18 protein-coding genes are annotated in these 20175 nt (G+C 63.9%); 7 read left to right on the forward strand and 11 right to left on the reverse strand.

All coding sequences use genetic code 11. The annotated features are described in order from the left end of the window. Nucleotides 1-262: 262 nt before the first annotated feature. Entirely contained in the window at nucleotides 263-931 is a 669-nt protein-coding gene (locus tag DKM43_RS08055) for a TetR/AcrR family transcriptional regulator (protein ID WP_236632446.1), read from the forward strand. Here DKM43_RS08055 and DKM43_RS08060 read toward each other — a convergent pair. Beyond that, nucleotides 906-2204 (reverse strand): YceI family protein, encoded by a 1299-nt coding sequence (locus DKM43_RS08060; protein WP_236632447.1) that lies wholly within the window; start codon nucleotides 2202-2204, stop codon nucleotides 906-908. The two genes, DKM43_RS08055 and DKM43_RS08060, sit on opposite strands and share 26 nt — an antisense overlap. Before the next feature lie 182 nt (nucleotides 2205-2386). On the opposite strand from DKM43_RS08060, the gene DKM43_RS08065 reads away from it, so the two are divergent. After that, complete coding sequence (locus tag DKM43_RS08065; RefSeq protein ID WP_109797891.1) at nucleotides 2387-3220, forward strand: TIGR00266 family protein; 834 nt, start codon at nucleotides 2387-2389, stop codon at nucleotides 3218-3220. A gap of 85 nt (nucleotides 3221-3305) precedes the next feature. On the opposite strand, the gene DKM43_RS08070 is transcribed toward DKM43_RS08065, so the two are convergent. The 8 genes from DKM43_RS08070 to DKM43_RS08100 form a co-directional block, all read right to left on the reverse strand. Next, nucleotides 3306-3524 carry a hypothetical protein gene (locus DKM43_RS08070; RefSeq protein ID WP_109797892.1) on the reverse strand — a complete coding sequence of 73 codons (219 nt, stop codon included), beginning with the start codon at nucleotides 3522-3524 and terminating at the stop codon, nucleotides 3306-3308. A 154-nt stretch (nucleotides 3525-3678) separates the two neighbouring features. Continuing rightward, nucleotides 3679-3846, reverse strand: a complete 168-nt coding sequence (locus DKM43_RS16465; protein ID WP_161554051.1) for a hypothetical protein — start codon at nucleotides 3844-3846, stop codon at nucleotides 3679-3681. A gap of 199 nt (nucleotides 3847-4045) precedes the next feature. After that, complete coding sequence (locus tag DKM43_RS08075) at nucleotides 4046-4606, reverse strand: cytochrome C (protein ID WP_109797893.1); 561 nt, start codon at nucleotides 4604-4606, stop codon at nucleotides 4046-4048. A gap of 24 nt (nucleotides 4607-4630) precedes the next feature. Beyond that, nucleotides 4631-5173, reverse strand: coding sequence for a methylamine dehydrogenase light chain (locus tag DKM43_RS08080; RefSeq protein ID WP_109797894.1), 543 nt, complete (start codon nucleotides 5171-5173; stop codon nucleotides 4631-4633). Nucleotides 5174-5237: 64 nt separating this feature from the next. Then, the gene (locus tag DKM43_RS08085) at nucleotides 5238-5843 is read right to left on the reverse strand and encodes a redoxin family protein (RefSeq protein WP_109797895.1); all 606 of its coding nucleotides are present in this window, start codon (nucleotides 5841-5843) and stop codon (nucleotides 5238-5240) included. After that, nucleotides 5840-6400 (reverse strand): MauE/DoxX family redox-associated membrane protein, encoded by a 561-nt coding sequence (locus DKM43_RS08090; RefSeq protein WP_109797896.1) that lies wholly within the window; start codon nucleotides 6398-6400, stop codon nucleotides 5840-5842. Before DKM43_RS08090 ends, DKM43_RS08085 begins: the two co-directional genes overlap by 4 nt. After that, nucleotides 6400-7608, reverse strand: a complete 1209-nt coding sequence (locus DKM43_RS08095) for an amine dehydrogenase large subunit (RefSeq protein ID WP_109797897.1) — start codon at nucleotides 7606-7608, stop codon at nucleotides 6400-6402. Before DKM43_RS08095 ends, DKM43_RS08090 begins: the two co-directional genes overlap by 1 nt. Before the next feature lie 102 nt (nucleotides 7609-7710). Further along, nucleotides 7711-8391, reverse strand: coding sequence for a TetR/AcrR family transcriptional regulator (locus tag DKM43_RS08100; protein WP_236632448.1), 681 nt, complete (start codon nucleotides 8389-8391; stop codon nucleotides 7711-7713). 225 nt (nucleotides 8392-8616) lie between these two features. Between DKM43_RS08100 and DKM43_RS08105 the strand changes: the two genes are divergently transcribed. The 4 genes from DKM43_RS08105 to DKM43_RS08120 are packed head-to-tail and all read left to right on the forward strand — an operon-like array spanning nucleotide 8617 to nucleotide 12833. Continuing rightward, a complete protein-coding gene (locus DKM43_RS08105) occupies nucleotides 8617-9123 on the forward strand; it encodes a (2Fe-2S)-binding protein (protein ID WP_109797898.1) in 507 nt (168 codons plus the stop codon). Next, a complete protein-coding gene (locus DKM43_RS08110; RefSeq protein ID WP_109797899.1) occupies nucleotides 9120-11282 on the forward strand; it encodes a xanthine dehydrogenase family protein molybdopterin-binding subunit in 2163 nt (720 codons plus the stop codon). Before DKM43_RS08105 ends, DKM43_RS08110 begins: the two co-directional genes overlap by 4 nt. A 10-nt stretch (nucleotides 11283-11292) precedes the next feature. Beyond that, nucleotides 11293-12267 (forward strand): XdhC family protein, encoded by a 975-nt coding sequence (locus DKM43_RS08115; protein ID WP_109797900.1) that lies wholly within the window; start codon nucleotides 11293-11295, stop codon nucleotides 12265-12267. Further along, nucleotides 12264-12833, forward strand: coding sequence for a nucleotidyltransferase family protein (locus tag DKM43_RS08120; protein ID WP_109797901.1), 570 nt, complete (start codon nucleotides 12264-12266; stop codon nucleotides 12831-12833). The genes DKM43_RS08115 and DKM43_RS08120 overlap by 4 nt, the downstream gene beginning before the upstream one ends. Nucleotides 12834-12888: 55 nt before the next feature. Here DKM43_RS08120 and DKM43_RS08125 read toward each other — a convergent pair whose 3' ends face one another. Then, entirely contained in the window at nucleotides 12889-13818 is a 930-nt protein-coding gene (locus DKM43_RS08125; protein WP_236632449.1) for a response regulator transcription factor, read from the reverse strand. A 28-nt stretch (nucleotides 13819-13846) separates the two neighbouring features. Beyond that, the gene (locus DKM43_RS08130) at nucleotides 13847-17293 is read right to left on the reverse strand and encodes a hybrid sensor histidine kinase/response regulator (protein WP_109797903.1); all 3447 of its coding nucleotides are present in this window, start codon (nucleotides 17291-17293) and stop codon (nucleotides 13847-13849) included. 362 nt (nucleotides 17294-17655) lie between these two features. On the opposite strand from DKM43_RS08130, the gene DKM43_RS08135 reads away from it, so the two are divergent. Next, the gene (locus DKM43_RS08135; protein ID WP_109797904.1) at nucleotides 17656-20064 is read left to right on the forward strand and encodes a TonB-dependent receptor; all 2409 of its coding nucleotides are present in this window, start codon (nucleotides 17656-17658) and stop codon (nucleotides 20062-20064) included. The last annotated feature ends 111 nt before the right edge of the window (nucleotides 20065-20175 follow it).

Consider the following 20175-nt stretch of genomic DNA (forward strand, 5'->3'; position numbering starts at 1 on the left):
CGCTGAGACGAGGAGATGGGACGGATGCGCTGGATCGCCGATGCGGGAATGCGTTTTTGGCAGGCTTACCGGGAAGGGCTGGAAATGTCCTGCCCTCTGCACAACAGCATGGCCGAAGCCATGGCGGATCGTATGGTAGCGCCAACCCCGTGCGAGCGGGATCGCAACCATGACGCAGCCGCTCTCGCCGCAGCAACCGGAAGCCAGACAGTCCACTGAGACATCTTCGTCCGCGGGCGCGCATTCCGGCTGCGGCGACGTATTGAGCGAACAATCGGGAAGCGCGCGGGTCCGGCGCGGCCGCCCGTCGCTTGAAGAGGCCAGACAACTCCCGTCACGCATTCTGGATGCCGCCTGGCAAGTGCTTTGCCAGTCCGGCTTTGAGGCATTCACTTTCGACCGGCTCGCCCGCCACGCCCGCATTGGCAAGGCGACCATCTATGCCCGCTTTTCCGGCAAGCGCGAACTTCTTGAAGCCCTGCTGGCCCGCAAGCTGGAAGAGCGCAGTCTGCGCATCATGGCAATCGGTGCCGGGCTGCCCTTGCAGGAGGCGTTCTGCATGCGCGCCGCCGCCATAATGGACGTTCTGCATTCGCACGAAGGCCAGATGATGGAGCGTCTGGTCGACTGGTGCGATCAGGAGTTCGGCGATGCCGAACACAGTTACCGTCAGGCCATGTATGCCGACGCGATTGAAAATGTCTCGGCCGAACTTGGCGTGATTGCCCGGCAACAGGGACTGACCATCAACGACCCCGGCCTTGCCGCGCGTTTCTGGATCGAGGGCGTTCTGGGCCATGTGCGCATGGTTGGTGCCTCGCGTCCGCCCCTGCCTGCCGAAACACAGGCTTGGGCGCGCGCCTATTCGGATTTCTTCTTTGCCGGGCTGCGCAATGCGGCCAGTATCACGGACCGCGTCGCACCGCGCTGAACCGGAAATCGACCGCCACGGCATCCTTCAGCTGATCGGTGGCAGACCATTCCGCTTCGCCCACGCCAAAATCCAGCCGCTGCAATCGGGCTTGCCCAGTGGCGAAGGCCCTGTCCCCGTCGATGCGCAAGGCAAAGCTGAGCGTGAGCGGCCGACTGCGCCCATGGAGCGACAGCGTGCCTTCGGCGGCATAGCGCCCTTCGCCGGTCTGGCGGATGGCCCGGCTCGCGAACTCGGCCCTGGGATAGCTGCCGATGCCGAAGAAACTGTCGCTTCTGAGCATGTCATCGCGCTGCGCATCGCCGCTTTCGACCGAAGCCAGATCGATGGTCGCGCGGATGGTCGAGCCTTTGAGATCGGCCGGATCGAACATGATCGTCGCCTCCCAGCGCTTGAACGTCCCGGCAATCGCCTCATTGCCATAGTCGGACGTAAAGCCCAGCCGCCCGCCGGGCTGCACGGACCATGGCACTGCCCTGGCGGGCTCTGCGGCCGTCTGCGCGCTTTCATCGGGTGCCGGGGCGTCGGTCTGATCTGCGCGCGCCCCCATGCTCTCCGGCGCGGCGCCCTCGTCCGACGCCTCGCTGGCAAGAGCCATGCTTGCCGGTTCGGACAGGCTTGCTGCGGGCGCAGCGGGCGGGCGGGGCGCAAAGCTCATCCCACGTCCAGCGACAAGCGCGGCAATGCCCGCAAGCAAGGCCAGAGCCGCCACTGCGCTGGTTGCCCGGCGCGACGCGCCGAATGCTGCGGGCAGCATCCTTCCGATCACGTCCTCGCGCCGGATGTGATGATAGAGCGCTCCGCCAACATGCAGCACGACCAGCCCCAGCGTTACGGGGCCAAGCAGGCCATGAAGCGCTTCGGCCGGTTCGTGCCAGCCCTGCCCCAGCGGCAGATCGGGCCATGGCACCCGGCCGAAGAGCATTGTCTTGAGCCGCACTTGCGCCGTGGAGACAATGATCCACCCGGTCAGCGGCCCACCAATCATCACCGCATAGAGCAGACCGTGAACCGCGCTGGCCGCCCGCATCTGCAACGGGTTGCCGGGCACCGGCGCAGGCCGCGCCAGCGCAAGCCGCACCCCCAGCCTGCCGATGCTCAACAACAGGATCAGAATGCCAACGGATTTGTGGAACTGGTATCCGGCAAACTGCGCCGCGCCCTTGGGCAAATGCTCCAGCGCACTGCCCAGCCCCACCTGAAACAGCAGGACAAAAGCAAGCGCCCAATGCAGGACAATGGCCAGCGCACTATAGCGTGAAGGCTGCAACACCAGGATCGCTCCGCTCCTTTGAAACCTTGCCGAAAGTCTGCCCGAAGGCAGAAATCCGTCCCAGGCCGGATCGCCGGCATGACCAGCGTCATACCAGCGTCGATGAATGTGCGGTATGCCCCCTTAAGCCGTAGCTGCAAATCACCATATCGACCGCATCAAGAACCAACCCGGAGACAATCATGTCGAGAAGCCCCTGGCAGCACCACCGCAGCGCCTCCGTTGCCGATGATATCGACTTCGAGATCAAGGGACACGAACTGCAATTCGTCGAGATTGAGCTTGATCCGGGCGAAAGCGCCGTGGCCGAAGCGGGCGCCATGGTGTGGAAGGATGCCGCCGTGGGCATGACCACGGTCTTCGGTGATGGCAGCGCAAACGATCAGGCAGGCTTCATGGGCAAGCTTCTGGGCGCAGGCAAGCGGCTCGTCACCGGCGAGAGCCTGTTCACCACGGTGTTCACCCACAACGGCCACGGCAAGGCGCGCGTAGCCTTTGCTGCGCCCACGCCGGGAGAAATCCTTCCGGTCAAGCTCTCAGACATTGGCGGCACGCTGATCTGCCAGAAGGACAGCTTCCTTGCTGCCGCGCGCGGCGTGTCCATCAGCGTTGCGCTTCAGCGCCGGGTCATGACCGGCCTGTTCGGCGGCGAAGGCTTCATCATGCAGAAGCTTGAAGGCGATGGCTGGGTATTCGTGCAGATGGGCGGGACACTCGCCGTGCGGGATCTGGCGCCGGGCGAGGAACTCCACGTGGATACCGGATGCCTTGCCGCCTACACGCCGTCAGTCGATTTTGACCTTGTTACCCCCGGCGGGGTGAAGTCGGTCCTGTTCGGCGGCGAAGGGCTGTTCTTCGCCAGGCTGCGCGGCCCCGGCAAGGTCTGGATCCAGTCGCTGCCCTTCTCGCGTCTTGCCGGGCGGATGCTTGCCGCTGCCATGCCTTATGGGGGGCAGAACCGCGGCGAAGGCTCCGTGCTAGGAAGCCTCGGCGATTTCATCGGCGGCAATCGCTGAAATTGGAACTGATGGCGCCGTTCCGGCTTGCGCACACAACAATCTGCCCTAACGCGGCACCGAGCTTATCTCCGCAGGTAAGCGATCAGGAGGACGCCACAAGACGGAGGTTGGGCCGGGTCTTCATCGGGAAAGCGCGGTCATGCGCTTCGCCCTCGATGGAGGCCCGAAGACAATCGACCGCCATGGCCAGATGCAGAGCGGCCATCGCCGCGCCGTGACGGTCAAGATCATCGAGCGCCCCCGCAAGGGTCTCGAAAACTTCTGCGAGTGGCTTTGCTGCGACCTGCATCACCATGTTCATCCTGCCTTTTGGCATCTTGGGACTGGCGCAGCGTCAATTGCGCTGTCCGCCTTCCAAGTCCGTTCCTGCGCCGTGTGGTAGCCAAAATTGCCGCGTCAGGAAGCGAAGAATGCACCGGATATGATGAAACCCTGCGACCGGAAACAAAGCCGGTTCAGCGGATTTTGACAATATTACTTACTTCACTGACAGTTACGGGGTCCTCACGTCCGACCGGCAATGAAACAGCACGGGCCTGAAGCGGTTCAGAAATCTGCTCCGAATTGAGCAAACCACCCAAATGTTCTGCACCAACTTGCCGACTCTGCCCGTCGCGAATCATGACGCGATGAGATGAAGGGAAGCACAAGCTGAGTCAAAAGGACAAAAATCAAGATTGCAGATCGATTCGTTACGTAACGAAATCTCCCCCCACATCAGCATTAACCTTCAAATCATAGCCGCCCCTTCCCCAATTCAATCATTGTCGTGCGATACAGCTGCGGCACGGACCATCGAGAGCAGAAACCTCGCCCGCCGGATCACCGCTGGGCATAAAGCTCGCGGAGCGATGCAGGCGCGCCGCAGCGCCGTATTGCAGTTGCGACATGGCGCTTGCGCTCGGCCACCAGCGAGGCGTCTGTCAGCGCGAAGCGCCGCTCGCGCTCCACTTCGGCGGCCGTAAACGGCGTGGTCCCCGCCAGCACGCTCTCGCCGCCCAGTGCAAAGACCATGAAGTTGAGGAGATCGGCAAGTTGCTGGTTGTCGGTGATCCGGCTTTTGGCAATGTTGGGCAAGCGCAGGAGATAGGCGCGGGTTTCATCCGTGCACATCAGATAGCCCACCCGCCCGCGCAGTTCCGGCAGCTTTGCCGGAGCGGAAAGACCATGCACACCGTGGCACCCGGCACAGTGCTCGACATAGTCGCTGCGGGCAAGGTCGGGATCGCTCAGGGCGGCAAGACCCCTTGCCGCGGTGGCTTGCCTTGTCGGGGAACGGAGCGCGGCTGCCTCACCGCTTTTCGCACAAAGTCCTGCGGGAACCAGCATTGCACCGGCCAGAACCAGCGCTGCCAGAATGCGTCGTTGCACCGCTCCGATCATGCCATGTCCGTCACACCGGCACTGTCAGGCCGCGCCAATCATCATGGCAGTGGAGCAGTGATACTCCATGCTGCTCGTGCCGAAGCACCAGATCACGTTGTTGTTGAGCTGCGGCAGGTAAAGCTGGGTTTCGCGATCGGTGTTGTCGCAGCCACACTGACCGCAGGCGGGCTTGCCGCAGCAATCGCGATAGGCGATCATGTAGGCCTTGCCATCATCGGGATTGATGCATGATCCCACCCACGAAATGGGCGAAGGCTCGGACCCTGCCGGACAGGTATGCACCCCTCCCCCGCAACAGGTGCACAGCGATCCGTCGATGGCGCAGTAACGCCAGTAATTGCACTTGGTATCGTCGCTTGTCTGGGCCGTGCGGGCAAACGCTGTCTTGGCCTCTGGCGAACGATCGGGCTTGGCGGCTTCGGCGCGACTTACCGGCAGAAGGGGAAAGACCGGCGCAGCCACCAGCGCCGCCCCCAGCCGCGAGAGGATGCCGCGCCGCGAGGTGCCCCCTGCAAACCGCCGCAGCAGTCTTTCGCCAGCCGCATCGGGATTGAACCTCACCATTGCCAGTTCCCCTTTTCCTGCCCAGCGCCCTGTCCCGTCACCACCGCTGCGGCCTTGCGTCGGTTCAGGCCGCAGCCGCCTTGTTCAGTCCCGCGATGTAGTCCTGCACTGTGGCAATCCCCAGTTCATGTGCCACCACCAGGCTCTCCAGATGCTCGCGGCTGTTGACCAGCCCCTTGGACAGGATGACCCCTTCCGCATCCAGCAGCACCGCATAGGGCAGCTTCCCCACGGCAAACGCCTGCCCTGCTTCCGGCCCGTTGATGAAGCGATAGCCTTCCAGCCCGTGCGCCGCGATCATCGCCCTTTGTGCATCATCGCTGTCATCGACCACGAACATCAGTTCGACACGTTCGGCCCGTGCAAACGACCGCGCTGCCGGGATCAGCCCCTTGCACAGCGGGCAAGTGGCCGAAACGAACATGAGCAGGCGCAACGGAACTCCCTTTGCCGGTCCGCCGACGAACACTGCATTCCCATCGAGATCGCGTGCAGGCACGGTTGGCGCCTTTGCGCCAACTGCCGGTCCGCCAGCCGTCTGCAAGGCTCCGGCAGGGGCCACCCGCATGTGAAGCACACCCACCTGCCGGGCCAGCGCCAGCAACGCCACAACCAGCGCGATGATCGCCGCCCATGCCAGCACCAGCCCCGCGATCAGCACCGTTGTCATCGTCCGTTCCTTTCAGATGGCAGCATCGATGCGGCCAGCGGCATCGCAGCAAGCGCGGCAAGCATGTTGACCAGAACCGTCAGCAGATGCAGCGCCACGCCGCCTGCCATGGCAAGCATCCATGCGGCCGAACCGGCTGGGGGCAGCGCCCAGAACGCGGGCAACACCAGCGCGGCCAGCACAAGGTTGCGGATCACCAGCATCCGGCTGAGCGGTTGGCGCAGTTCGGACCGCCCGCAGCCGCAATCAATGTGCGAACGCCCTCGCCCGATATTCACCGCCATTGCGCCTGCAAACAGCAGCAGCAGGGCCGCAGCCGGCAGTGCTGCGGCTCCAACCCCTGCGATCAGCAAGGCACCGACTGCGATTTCGGCCAAGGGCAGCATCGCGGCCATCGGCCGAACGAGCGAGCCCGGAAGCAAGCGGTAGTTCGCCACCACCCCGGCAAAGGTGCCGCGTGCGCGCAGCTTCGCGATGCCTGCGGTCAGGAACCCTAGCCCGTTCCCGACCGCGCCCACGCCGCCCAGAATGGCAAGCGCGGAAAACCACACTGGCATCACTGCGCCGCTCCTGCCATCGGCTCGAACACGGTGATCAGCCCGCCGCCCGCATTCTCGATCGTGTGCTTTACTTCGCCGGTGCGGGAATCGATGATGGTGGCATTGTTGTCCATTCCGTTCACCATGATCATCGCGGCATCGTCCTGCGTGATCTCTATGTTGCGCGGGTGGCCCTTCACCGGAAGGCGCCTGACCACCTTCTTCGCCGCAAGATCGACGCCCCAGATTTCTTCGGCGCCTTCCTTGTGGCTCCAGTATTCGCCTTTGTGCATCAGCACCCACAGCGTATTGCTTGGCCGGTGGAGCGCCATCGGCTGCATACCGCCGGGATACCAGGCAATGTCGAGCGGACTGGTATCGGCGCTGCGCATGCCGCCCGCCTCCTGGATCGAGAACGGGGCACTCACTTGCGGTGCAGCCCCCATCGTTGCCGTCCACACCTTCCCGGTATAGCTCAGCATGACCGCCTGCTTCCTGCGCCGGTCATAGACCACGTTCGAGAAGATCGGGTCTGCCGCCGCATCGAAGAACTCGGCCGAGCGCGTGATGTCATGCCCTGCTCCCCTGATGGCAACCGTCGCGATGGTTCCATCGGCGCAGAGCGCGGAAAAGCCCACGCCGGGATTTGGGATGAGGCTGGCGCAGCCCGGCAGTTCGATTGCGCGAACAAACCTGCGCTTCGCCAGATCGATCACGTTTACCGATGAGGCTGGATCGAAGTTGTAGTCGTATGCTGTCCGGCCATCATCGCTCAGCACGAAATTGGTATTGAATCCGCCGATGATCAGGCGCCCCGGAGTGGGGATCTCGGCCAGCAGTTTCAGAGTGCGGCTGTCATAAACCGAAACGAGATCCTGCCGGGTTCCGCGATTGCCCTTGGTCCACATCGTTTCGGCCACGTAGTAAAAACGGCCCGCCGGATCGATCGCCAGATCGGAATCGCGGCTGGTGGAAACCATTCCCAGCATCCTGCCGCTTGCTGCATCAAAGATGCTCGATCCGCCAGACCCCCACGGGCCGCGAACAAAGAACCAGCCCGCCTTGGGTGGCTCCAGCGTGTTCACGCCCGGCTCTTCGGCTTCGGCAATGACTGCTTGCGCCAGCACCGACCCGACCCCAAGGCCGAAGCTGGCAGCCCCGCCGAGACCTGCAACCAAAAGCCTGAATGCCAGCCCAAATCTTGCGCCATGCATTTCCCGCTTCATCGTGTCCCCCGTCAAGAGCGCTGCGGCACCAATGCTTGACGATCGTCCAGAGTCGGTCAAGCGCCTTGTTGCACTTGCGAAAGAAAGGTTCCTTCGCCCGTGTCAGGCCCGGTTCGCAAGTCCGGTGATCTGCGCGGGCGTGATCGTCTTTGCCAGCATCACCAGTGAATGGGCGGCAATCGCAGTGAAGGCCGACATGCGCCCGGCCCACGGCTTTTCATAGCCCAGAAAGGGCGTTGCCCCTTCCATCGAGGCGCTGATGAACAGGGCCACGTCGCGCACGTCCTGCGCGCTCAGCGCCGGATTGAGTTCAGCCACGTAAACCGCGATGAAATCATGCACCCGCTGGTAGAACAGGCGCACCCGGTCGGCCACGAAGCCATTGTGGTTGGCCAGCGCCCACAATTCGGTAAACAGTCGCGTGGTGCGCTTTCCGGCAATATCGTCAAGGCACATCACCACGATCAGGCGCAACCGCTCTTCCGCGTCCAGCCCCGGCTGGCGCACGGTGCGCTCCAGCAGCTTGTCGTAATTGGCGATGATATCGTCCAGCAGGGTCTGGATCAGCAGTTCCTTCTTGGGGAAGTGATAGCTGACATTGCCCACCTTCATGCCGCATTCGGCCGCGATGCGCCGGATGGTGAATGCGCCCGCCCCCTCATCGATCAGCACGCGCAGTGCGGCCTTGATGATCGTATCCACCGTCTCGGCCCCGCGCGCATAGGTTCCGGGGCGCGGTGCGGACGGCAGATCGGTTTCAAGAGGTTCGGGGCGTGCGGCCATGGCTGACCGCGCATAACACCATGTTGGACCCAGCGCCAACGCTGATCCGCAGAGGAAAAGGGCGCGTCCATCTTTCGCACCCTGCCCAACAAGGCGCTTGACCCACAATGGCCGGGCCGACACAGTTCCACGCAAAGTGCGGAGGCTCTGGCGCGCCGGGCTTGTCGGCTCGCCCGCGCTCATGCTTTTCTCCTCACGCCGATCTTTTTTCGGGGAATCAACCTGATGAGCCTGTCTTTCACCGTGAACGGCCGCAAGCGCACGGTCGATGCCGATGCCGACAAGCCGCTGCTCTGGGTTCTGCGCGAAGACCTTGACCTGCCCGGCACCAAGTTCGGCTGCGGTGCGGGCCTGTGTGGCGCCTGCACTGTCCACCTTGATGGCGAGGCCGTCCGTTCCTGCCAGACGACACTGGCCGATGCGGCGGGCAAGGCTGTCACGACCATCGAAGGCATTGCGACGAACGCTCTCGGCAAGCGCGTTACCGAGGCGTGGGCCGCGCTTGACGTGCCGCAGTGCGGCTATTGTCAGGCCGGACAGATCATGTCGGCCACCGCGCTGCTGAAACAGAACCCCAAGCCGACGCCTGAAGACATCGACGGCTGGATGAGCGGGAACATCTGCCGCTGCGCCACCTACCTGCGCATCCGCGCTGCCATCCGCAAGGCCGCCGGTCTGCCGGCCGATCCTGCCGACGCCAATGTCGTTCCCGCCGGGGAGGCGCTCGCATGACCGACGCTGCTCTGGTCTCGCGCCGCTCGTTCCTTGTCGCCTCGCTGGCAGGCAGCGCAGCCCTTACGCTTGATGCCTCGGTCGTGCTGGGGGCTGCTGCGCCGGGCACGCCTGCCGAAGTGCTCAATGCCTTCGTGTGCATCAATGCCGATAACACCGTGACCATTGGCGCCAAGAACCCGGAGATCGGCCAGGGCGTGAAGGTCATGCTGCCCATGCTCATCGCCGAGGAAATGGATCTGGTATGGGATCAGGTTCGCATCGAACAGACCGATGCCGACGAAAAGCGCTATGGGCCGCAAGTGGCAGGGGGCAGCACCGCCACCCCGCGCAACTGGATCCCGATGCGGCAGGTCGGCGCCGCCGCGCGCCAGATGCTGGTCATGGCGGCTGCGCAGAAGTGGGGTGTCGATCCCGCCGCGCTTTCCACGGCAAAGGGCGCGGTCCTGCACGTGTCGTCGGGCAAAAGCGCCACTTATGCTTCGCTGGCGAAGGACGCAGCCGCGCAGACCCCGCCCGATCTGGCCAAGGTGCTGCTGAAGGATGCCAGTGCTTTCCGCATAATCGGCACGTCCAAGCGCGGCGTCGACGTTCCCCGGATCCTCAAGGGCGAACCGCTCTTCGGCATAGACACGCGCCTGCCCGGCATGGTCCACGGCGCGATCGTGAAATGCCCTGCGCATGGCGGAACCGTAGCCTCGTTCGATGACGCAGCCGTCAGGGTCATTCCGGGTGTGCGCGGTGTTGTGGCCGTGAACAGCGGCTACGTTCCCGAAGGTCAGAACGACACGCTGGTAATCGTCGCCGATAGCTGGTGGAAGGCAAGCAAGGCCCGCGAAAAGCTCGTGGTGAAGTGGAACGATGCCGAAGTGGCAGGATTCTCCACCGCCGGATACGAAGCCGATGCGGCCAGGCTGATCGGCGGTGCGCCACAAACCAGCGTTTTCAAGGCAGGCGATCCCGATGGCGCGCTGGCCAAGGCCGCCAAGGTCGTCACGGCTGATTACGAATACCCCTTCCTTGCCCATGCCCCGCTTGAGCCGCAAAACTGCACCGGTCTGTTCAGGGACGGAAAACTTGAACTGTGGGCGCCCAGTCAGGCCCCGGCGGGCGGGCGCGCCGAAACCGCAAAGCTGTGCGGTCTTTCGCCCGATGATCTGACAATACACATGACCCGCATCGGTGGCGGCTTCGGGCGACGCCTGATGAACGACTACATGGTCATTGCCGGGCAAGTAGCCAAGGCCATGCCTGGCGTACCGGTCAAGGTGCTCTATGACCGCACCGATGATTTCCGGCACGACTTCTATCGTCCCGCAGGCTGGCACCGTCTGACCGCCGGGCTGGATGCCAAGGGCGATCTTGTCGCGCTCAAGGATCACTTCGCCACCTTCGGCACCGATGGCAAGCCCATCCGCGCCGCACAGATGGCACCGACGGAATATCCGGCACCGGTCGTGCCCAATGTCGATCTCGGCGTCAGCTACATGGCCACCAACCTTGCCACCGGCTGGCTGCGTGCGCCTTCGTCAAATGCCATGGCCTTCGTTTTCCAGTCGTTCCTTGATGAGGTTGCCGAAGCGGCGGGAATGGATCTTCCCGAACTCATGCGCCGCACGCTCGGCCCCGCGCGCGAGATCGAGGGAGAACGCTCGAAGTTCCACACCGGCCGTGCGCGCGGCGTGATCGATGCGGTCTGCAAGGCGGCAGGCTGGAAGGGCCGCGAGAAGGGTCGCGGCTTCGGCTTCTACTACAGCCATCTGGGCTATTTTGCCGAGATCGTCGATATCTCGATGGCTGATGGCGCGATCCGGGTCGACAAGGTCTGGGTCGCCGGTGACATCGGCGCGCACATCATAAACCCGCTCAATGCGCTCAATCAGGCTCATGGCTGCGTGATCGAAGGGCTGGGACAGGCGATGATCGGCCAGAAGATCGTGCAGGAAGCGGGCGTCGTCACGGCCGAAAACTTCGGTGATTTCGCGCTCATGCGGATCGATGCCGCCCCGCGCGAGATTGCGGTCGAGTTCGTGAAGACCGATTTTCCGCCCACCGGCCTTGGCGAACCCGCCCTCCCCCCAGTCATTCCGGCGCTGGCCAACGCGATCTATTCGCTCACCGGCAAGCGCCATCGCCGCCTTCCGCTGGAACTGGCATAACCTCGATCGAATGATCGCCACCACACCGCCAGACATCCTGCGCTTTCTTGCTGCCCGCGCCGCCGAAGGCGTGGAATGCGTGCTGGTGACACTCGTGGCCCTGACGGGCGGTTCGTCGCGCAGCGTGGGCACACAGATGGCTGTTGCCGCGGATGGGCGGCGCATTGGCTCGTTTTCGGGCGGCTGCATCGAGGATGCGGTTGCGGCAGAAGCACTTGAATCGCTGGCGGACAGTTGGGGCCACGTGGTGCGCTATGGCTCCGGCTCGCCCTATATCGATATTCGCCTGCCCTGCGGCGGGGGAATCGATCTGCTGTTTACCCCGCGCCCTGATCCGCATGCCGTGGCCGCAGCACTCGCCCTGCTGGACCAGCGCAAACCCGCCAGCCTGCGGCTCGATTGCGATGGTATTTCGCTGGCTGATGCCGGGATGCCCACGGGCTGGAACGGTTATTGCCTGACACTGACCTATCAGCCAGCGCTGCGTGTCGTGGCGCTGGGTCAGGGCGAGGATCTGGCGGCCTTTGCGCGCCTTGCGCAGGCATTCGGCACCGTCATCGTTCCGCTGACGCCCGATGTCCCCACACAGCAGACGCTGGTCGACGCTGGCATGGCGCCAATTCACCTCCACAGCCGCACGACCTTGCCCGCAGTAGCCACCGATCCATGGACGGCCATCGTCTTCCTGTTCCACGGGGGGGACTGGGAAGAGTTCCTTCTGCCGAAGGCGCTGGCCCTTCCCGCTTTCTATCATGGCGCCATCGGCAGCCGCCGCAGCCATGCCGCGCGCCTTGCCGCACTGCGGGCTGCGGGCGTTCCGGAAAACCGGATAAACACCCTGCGCGGCCACATCGGGCTGATCCCCGCCACCCGCGATCCGGCAACGCTTGCCATCTCGATCCTTGCCGAAATCGTTGCCGAATACAATGCGCTGGCCCATTGGGCGACATGGATGGGTGAACCGCTCAGCCTGCCCGGACAATGAAGCAAACGCCGCGCATTGCAGCACTGTTGCTTGCCGCCGGGCGCGGCACCCGCTTCGGCGGCGGCAAACTGGCCGCCGATCTTGGCGGCAAGCCGGTTGCCGCCCACGCCGCACAAGCGCTGGCCAGCCTCCCCTTCCGTCACCACATGGCCGTGGTCTCTGCCCGGACGCCCAACCTGCCCGGCTTTGAGCGGATCATGCTGACACCGGCAGATGCCCCCCTTTCAAGGTCGATCGCCGCAGGCATCGGCGCGCTTGCGAAAACGGACTGCGATGCCGTGCTGATCGCGCTGGCGGATATGCCCCTTGTGCCGGCAGCGCATTTTGCGCAGCTCATCGGGCACTTCGATGGCGACCGCATCGCAACGCAGGTCGATGGCCGCAGAATGGTCCCGGCGATCTTCGCGCGAAAGCACTTTGCCGCGCTGGCAAGCCTTGAGGGCGATCGCGGGGCGGGCGGGATGCTGCGCGCCGTTCCGGCGGTCAACCTTCCGGCCGTGCAGGCGCTTGATGTCGATTGCCCGGACGACCTTGCCCTTGCCGCCCGGCACTTTCAGCAACACTAGCAGCGCGCCAGTCGTCGCTGCGTCACCCTTTGCTATGGCCGGCCATGCAGCCGCATCACGCAATGGCCCTTACGGCAAAGGCAGCGGCGGCTGCGCGGGTTTCCACGCCCAGTTTCTCGAATACCTGTTCAAGGTGCTTGTTCACCGTGCGCGGGCTGATGCCAAGGATTTCGCTGATGTCGCGATTGGGCTTGCCATGGCTGATCCACAGAAGCACTTCGGCCTCGCGCTGGGTCAGCCCGTAGCGCTCGCGCAGCCGCTCCACATCCGCGCCTTCGCGCAGCAGGTTGAGCCGGATCAGCCATTCGCCCGCGCGCGGCGTTCCAACCAGCACAAGTTCGATGGTCTCCCCGGCGCAGTCGAAACGCACCGAAGAACCGGGGCACTGTCCGGGCGCGATCAGCCTTGCCAGCGGCGCGGCGAAGGACTGCGGCAGTTGGTCTGCGCTTCCAGACCGCTCTATCAGCCGCTCTACCTGCGGTGTCGCCCACAGCAGTTCGCCCCCTTCCCGCACCGCCAGCAGATGCCGCCCCGTGGCATCAAGCGCACTGCGGCCCGACTGCGATACCCGTGCAGAGGCAAGATGCACTCGCATCCGCGCCAGCAGCTCGGCAATGGCCACAGGCTTGCGCACATAGTCCACGCCGCCCGCTTCGAGCGCGCGGACGGCATGTTCGGTCTCGGTCAGGCCGGTCATGAAGATTACCGGGATATCGGCAAGGCAGGGCCGCTGCTTGATCGTGCGGGTGGTTTCGAACCCGTCCAGCCCCGGCATGATCGCATCGATCAGGATCAGATCGGGCGCCGCATGATCGAGCAGTTCGAGCGCATCGACACCGTTCGTGGCGATAAGCACAGTCATCCCGGCCTGTTCGATGGTATCGATGAGAAAGTGAAGCGATTCGGGATTGTCGTCGACCACCAGCACGGTATCGCGCGCCGCAGCAGCGGTGCGGATCAGTTGCGAAAGTGCGCTCTGTGCCAAGAGCCCGCCTCCTTCTTCGGCAACCATCCTATCGAACATGCACCACCCCCCGTCGCAAGGCTTCACGCATTCCCTTGAAATCAAAGCATTCCAGACATTTGCGCAGATGACCCACAAAGCGGGCGGCATCGGGCACCTGATCTTCAAGCTCGGCAAGCCGGTTCTGGATGGCGCGCACGTTGCCGATGCGCGCCAGCCCGTCGATTTCGGGCACGAAGGGCAGCGCAGCCTGCGGCAGGCGCAGTTCGGTCATCCCGTCGGATGGTGCCTCGCGCCGCGCGGTGCCTTCCGCCGGCGAACCGTCGGCCGTGGTCCACGAAAGATCGAGCTGCCACGCCAGCACGTCCAGCAGGCTGTCGAGCGCGATCGGCTTGGTCAGGAACATGTCGTGAGCATCCTGACCATCGCCGCCGCGCCGGAACTGGTGCGCATCGGCCGAAACCATAACGATACGCAAGGCATCCCCATGCGCGGCGCGCAAGGCCGCGGCTGTCTGCCACCCGTCCTTCACTGGCATCGAAATGTCGAGCAGCGCGATATCCGGCCGGGTGGCTCCAGCCAGCGCGATGGCCGCTTCGCCATCGCGCGCGCCGATCACCTCGAAGCCCAGCGGACGAAGGAGGTTCTCGATCACCGCGGCCTGCGCGGCGTCGTCATCGGCAATCAGCACCGTGCGGCGCCTGCCCTCATAGCCGGTGATGACATCGGCCCGGTGGCTCTGCACAGGCTGCGTCACCGGCCGTGACAGCATGAGCCTCAGCGCAAACCGGGTGCCCTCGCCTGGCGTGCTCTCCAGCGAAAGATCGCCCCCCATGACGTGGACCAGGGTCGAGGTGATCGCAAGGCCAAGCCCGATGCCGGGCTGCCCCGTGACGGAAGCCCCCTTGCCTCGCTCGAACGCGCCGAAAATGCGTTCCTGATCCTCTTCGGCTATCCCCACGCCCGTATCGATCACCTCGAACGTGGCAATCTCGCCGCGCCAGCCGATGCGGAACGTGACCGAGCCTGCCGGCGTGAACTTGATGGCATTGGAAAGCAGGTTGATGAGCACCTGCCGCAGCCGCTTCTGGTCTCCGCGCACGAACTCTGGCAGGGCCTTGGGCACTTCCAGCGTGAAGGCAAGACCCTTGGCACCTGCCTGCGGCCGGAACATGTTGGCGATCTGCTCGACAAAGGCCGGCAGGCGGATCGTATCGCGCGAAAGCCGCAGCACGCCCGCCTCCACCTGCGCGATGTCAAGCAGGCCGTCGACGAGGTTCGACAGGTGCTCGCTCGACCGGCAGATGACCCTGCCCGCATCCTGCGGCTTCAGATCGCTTCCGCGTTCCAGCAACTGGGCATAGCCATAGATCGCGTTGAGCGGCGAGCGGATCTCGTGGCTGACCGACACAAGGTAGCGCGTCTTGGCGGCATTGGCGGCCTCGGCGACCTCGCGCGCTTTCTGCAACGCGGCGTCGGTTTCATCATGCGCGGCTATCTCGGCTTCCAGTTCGGCCAGATGCCGCCGCGTTTCCTCCTGCGCGCCGCGCCTGCTGGCATGGGCCAGCACGATGATCCAGCTTCCGAGGCCTGAGACGAAGCAGAACACGATGAACACGCCCAGCAGGATGGCCCAGACATGCGATGCCAGCGCCGGATGGGTGCGCACATATTCGCGCCCGATCAGCCCCAGCACCAGCGCGTTGGCGCCGATGAACACGCCCAGCACCCCAATGAAGTGGCCCGTGGCCGTATGGACATAGCGCGCAAGGCGCCGGGGCAGCATTCGCTCGGCCAGATTGGTGAATTGCTCGGTGGCCCGGCTTCCCTGCTTGCATATGTCGTCGCAGCGCATTTCCAGTGTGCAGCACAACGAGCAGATCGGTCCGCCATAAAGCGGGCAGTGCGCGGTATCGCATGTCTGGAAGGTGTTGCGGCAGATGCTGCAAGTCTTTTCCGCTTCCTCCTCCGCTGCGCGCTCGCGGGCAAGATAGAACCGTCCGCGTGTGAGCGCGGCAATCGCGGGTGCGGCCGCAAACGCCACGCCAAGCCCGATAAGCGGTGCAAAAGCCTGGGCCACTGCGCCGAACAGGTTGATCTGGCACATGACCGAGGCAATGATTGACAGCAGCATCGCTCCGATGCCTACCGGGTTTATGTCGTAGAGATATGCACGCTGGAACTCGATGCCCCTGGGGCTGAGCCCCAGCGGCTTTGACACCGCAAGGTCCGCCGCCAGCGCGCCGATCCATCCGGCTGCAAGGCTGGCATAGAACAGCAGCACCGCCTCCATCGAACGGGTGATGCCGAAGAACAGGAGCATCGTGGCAAGGCCCACGTTGAACAGAAGCCAGACCACCCGGCCTGAATGGCTGTGGGTGAGGCGCGAAAAGAAGTTGGACCATGCGATCGAGCCGGCATAGGCATTGGTGACGTTGATCTTGAGCTGGCAGACCACCACGAGCAATACCGTCGCGATCAGGGCAGAACGCGTGCTGCCGGTGATCTGTTCAAAAGCATGGCTGAAGAGGCCGGTCGGCGTCTCGACCATGGCGGGCGGCAGACCACCCGCAATCGCCCATGCCGCAAGCACCGATCCCAGCAGCATCTTCAGACCGAAGATGATGGTCCAGCCCGGCCCGCCCAACACAACCACCGTCCACCAGCGGCGCGGACCGATATCCTCGATGCCTGGCAGAAAGCGCAGGAAATCCGCCTGCTCGCCAATACGCGGAAGAAGCGAAAGCAGGACCGAAACCGCCAGCCCGAACGCGATGACCGGGGGGCGCGGCGCATAGATGCCCGTGAACTCGGCCCACTCGCCCAGCACCGCATCACCCTGCCACAATACAAAGACCGCGGGTGCAAGCTGCAACACCAGCCAGAGCGGCTGGGTCCACAGCTGGAACCGGGCAATCGCGCTCATCCCGTAGAGTGCAACCGGGATCACCACCAATGCGCACAGGAGATAGGCCGCTTCCAGCGGCATTCCCGTCGCCGTGCGCAGGGCAACGGCCAGAATGCTCGCCTCGACCGCGAAGAGCAGAAAGGTGAACGTAGCATAGATCAGCGAAGTGATCGTTGAACCAAGATAGCCGAAACCGGCGCCGCGCGTCAGCAGGTCGATGTCAAGCCCCCGCCGTGCCGCCTCGGCGGCGATCGGCAGGCCAACGAGGAACATCACCGCGCAGGCGGCAATGATTGCGGCAAGGGCGATCGTGGAACCGTAAAGCAGGGTAATCGTCGCGCCAATCGCCTCGCAGGCCAGAAAGGCGCTGGCACCAAGCGCAGTGTTGAGGACCGTAGCAGGGGTCCAGCGCCGCGCCGCGTCGGCAGTGTAGCGCAGCGCATAATCTTCCAGCGTCTGGCTGGCGACCCACTGGTTGTAGAGGCGCTTTTCCGGAACGATCCGCGCCGACAAAGGACTTGCTATCGAAGTGCGCGCGCCCGCACGCCGCGTTGCGGCAAGCGATCGGACAACCGACCGGCGCGGCATCACCCTTGATCGCCTTGCCGCAGCCTTGCCGCGAATGGCAGTGCTGCGCAGGAACACAAATGCTGCCGCTGGACCGGAACCGGTTTCATGCTGCCGATAGTGCAGGTGCTGGCACCGCGAGAGGATGGGCCGATTTGCGTATGCACGGCCCGCTACCGACAGGCGCCACCTGAAAGCCTACGTCAAATGGCCCATAGGCCGCGCAGGATAAGTGCGTAGCTTGCAACCAGATCGGAGAAACGCACCGGGTAATTCACGGTGGGTCACGAGTGGTGAGAAGTCGAAAACGGTTCCGGCAAGACAGAGAACCGACGGCGGGGATGACTGAGACCAGGAGACAAGAAGCAACAAGTGAGGGTCTGATGATTTTTTCCCAGAAGCGTTACGCGCTGCTTTCTGCAAGCGCCCTGGCCAGTGTCCTTTCCGGGCTTGCAGCCACGCCCGCACTGGCGCAGCAGGCCCCTGAAGCCGATGCCGCCGAAGCGGCCGATGCCCCCGGCAACGAAATCATCGTGACCGCGACGCGCCGTTCGATCTCGTTGCAGAACGCGCCGATCAACATCTCCGCCGTCACCGCCGAGAACCTGAAGAACGAGCGCGTCGACGATGTGCGCTCGCTTGCCGCCTTCACGCCGGGCGTGACCATTCAGGACACCGGCCCGCGTTCGACTGGCGCAATCGTGCTGCGCGGGCTTTCGGCGAACGACACCAGCACCTTCGGCGCCAACGGCGACAACACGCTGGCCACCTACCTCGGCGAAATCCCGCTCTATCAGGATTTCAAGTTCATCGACATGAACCGGGTCGAAGTCCAGCTTGGGCCGCAAGGCACGCTTTATGGTCTGGGCACGCTGGCCGGCGCCATCCGCTATATTCCCAACCGCCCGAACCCCGACAAGTGGGAAGGCACCTTCCACGCCCGCGTCTATGATGTGGCCGAAGCCAAGGATCCCGGCTTTGTCGTGGATGGCGCCATCAACATCCCGATCATTCCGGGCAAGGTCGCGTTCCGTTCGGCCACCGGCTACTTCAACGATCCGGGCTTCATCGACTACATCTATCTGCTCAAGCAGCCCGGTATCTCCAATCCGCAGCCGCGCCGCCCTGGCACCTTCTTCGGCCCCATCGGCACGCCAGCGGAAATCGCGGCGAACTTCACGACCTACGAAGACGCCAACTTCGAACACACCTTCACCACGCGCAACCAGCTTGGCATCTACCCGACCGACTGGCTGAAGCTGACGCTCAGCTACGTTCACCAGCGCACCGATACCAACGGCCGACAGGCCAATGGCGGCGGCGTTTTCGGCACCGGCAAGTATGAGGCGCCATGGCGCTATCTCGAACCGGCCAACCGCAAGACCGATCTTTTTGCCGCCGAACTTGAGGTCGATCTCGGCGGCATCGCGCAGCTCGTTTCGGCCACTGCCTTCACCCGGCAGAAGTTCCGCAGCCAGACCGACGTGACCGACCTGCTGCTCGACCTCGATTACGACTACGAACTGTTCCCCAACTTCTCGGGCTACACCCGGTCGAACGGCCAGAACGAACAGTTCAACCAGGAAATCCGGCTTGTCTCGACCCATGGCGGCCCGATCAGCTGGGTTCTGGGCGGATTCTACAACAGGCTGGAAACCGAATCCGACTATCGCGAGATCGTGCCCGGCTATCCGGCATGGGCAGGCATCAACCGCCCTGACGAAGTGGAATACGCCTCGTTCGTCAACACGAAGACGGTGGAAAAGGCCGTGTTTGGCGAAGTCACGCTTCAGCCGCTTGATGCCCTCACCCTCACCGCAGGTGGCCGCTATTTCAAGTATGATGCCTTTGCCATCGGCGGTCAGGCACTGCCGCTGTTCCAGCCCTTCCCGCAGATCAACTTCCGGTCGCGTTCGGGCGATACGGCGGATGACGGCTTTGTCTGGAAGTTCAACGGCTCCTACAAGTTCTCGCCCGATCTGATGGTCTATGCCACCTACAGCAAGGGCTATCGCATCGGCGGCGTCAACCGCGTGGCGCCTTGCGTGCTGCCGCTGCCGCCTGGCCAGAACCTGTGCGCCCTGCCCGATGAGCTCGGCTATCGCCCGGACACGACCGAGAACAAGGAAATCGGCATTCGCGCCAGCCTGTTCGGGGGCAAACTGCGCACGACGCTTTCGGCCTTCCACATCGACTGGAGCGGTATCCAGCTTCGCGGCCAGACCCAGAACGGCGCCATTGGCATCATCGTGAACGGCGGCAAGGCGGTTTCGAAGGGGATCGAGTGGACCTTCAATGCCCGGCCGATCGAAGGCTTCACCATCAACGGCAATTTCTCCTACACCGATGCCTATCTCACCGAAGGCGTGCCGCGCCTTATGCAGGTTTCGGGTGGTGGGCGCGTTGATGCGGTGGCCGGCGACCGCCTGCCCGGCTCGACCCGGTATTCCGGCTCGATCGGGGCGAACTACGAGTTCCCGGTGGGCGAGGATACCATGACGCTGAGCTGGACGACGACCTATACCGGCGACATCCTGACGCGCGTGGGCGCCCGTGCGGGTGGCGAGAAGCTTCCGGCCTTCACCACGATGCGCGGCTCCATTGCCTATCGCCTCGATGAGACGCTGGAGTTCCGGCTCTATGCAGACAACATCTTCAACAAGTTCGCGGTGGTCTCGGTTTCGAACGACCTTACCCGCCGCATCGTGAACGATGGTGTGGTCTCGCGCTTCTATGCGAACTCGGTGCTCGCACCGCGCAAGATCGGCTTCGAAATGACCAAGACGTTCTGACCTTTCACCCCGGTCCGCCGGCAAGCGGTCCGGGGCACGCTTTTCCTGCGAGGACTTGGGCCACCGTTCGCAAGTTCGGTGGCCCTTTTTTGTCTGGCGATAATGAAGGCT

Source organism: Novosphingobium meiothermophilum (assembly GCF_003171715.1).
GTDB lineage: Bacteria > Pseudomonadota > Alphaproteobacteria > Sphingomonadales > Sphingomonadaceae > Novosphingobium > Novosphingobium meiothermophilum.

Coding starts and splice junctions, on each gene's coding strand:
- DKM43_RS08090 (WP_109797896.1), bottom strand. CDS start 6,400: ATGCCAGTGTGGTTTTCCGCGCTTGCCATTCTGGGCGGCGTGGGCGCG.
- DKM43_RS08080 (WP_109797894.1), bottom strand. CDS start 5,173: ATGGTGAGGTTCAATCCCGATGCGGCTGGCGAAAGACTGCTGCGGCGG.
- DKM43_RS08135 (WP_109797904.1), top strand. CDS start 17,656: ATGATTTTTTCCCAGAAGCGTTACGCGCTGCTTTCTGCAAGCGCCCTG.
- DKM43_RS08075 (WP_109797893.1), bottom strand. CDS start 4,606: ATGATCGGAGCGGTGCAACGACGCATTCTGGCAGCGCTGGTTCTGGCC.
- DKM43_RS08095 (WP_109797897.1), bottom strand. CDS start 7,608: ATGAAGCGGGAAATGCATGGCGCAAGATTTGGGCTGGCATTCAGGCTT.
- DKM43_RS08100 (WP_236632448.1), bottom strand. CDS start 8,391: ATGGCCGCACGCCCCGAACCTCTTGAAACCGATCTGCCGTCCGCACCG.
- DKM43_RS08105 (WP_109797898.1), top strand. CDS start 8,617: ATGAGCCTGTCTTTCACCGTGAACGGCCGCAAGCGCACGGTCGATGCC.
- DKM43_RS08110 (WP_109797899.1), top strand. CDS start 9,120: ATGACCGACGCTGCTCTGGTCTCGCGCCGCTCGTTCCTTGTCGCCTCG.
- DKM43_RS08130 (WP_109797903.1), bottom strand. CDS start 17,293: ATGCCGCGCCGGTCGGTTGTCCGATCGCTTGCCGCAACGCGGCGTGCG.
- DKM43_RS08120 (WP_109797901.1), top strand. CDS start 12,264: ATGAAGCAAACGCCGCGCATTGCAGCACTGTTGCTTGCCGCCGGGCGC.
- DKM43_RS08115 (WP_109797900.1), top strand. CDS start 11,293: ATGATCGCCACCACACCGCCAGACATCCTGCGCTTTCTTGCTGCCCGC.
- DKM43_RS08070 (WP_109797892.1), bottom strand. CDS start 3,524: ATGAACATGGTGATGCAGGTCGCAGCAAAGCCACTCGCAGAAGTTTTC.
- DKM43_RS08085 (WP_109797895.1), bottom strand. CDS start 5,843: ATGACAACGGTGCTGATCGCGGGGCTGGTGCTGGCATGGGCGGCGATC.
- DKM43_RS16465 (WP_161554051.1), bottom strand. CDS start 3,846: ATGATTCGCGACGGGCAGAGTCGGCAAGTTGGTGCAGAACATTTGGGT.
- DKM43_RS08065 (WP_109797891.1), top strand. CDS start 2,387: ATGTCGAGAAGCCCCTGGCAGCACCACCGCAGCGCCTCCGTTGCCGAT.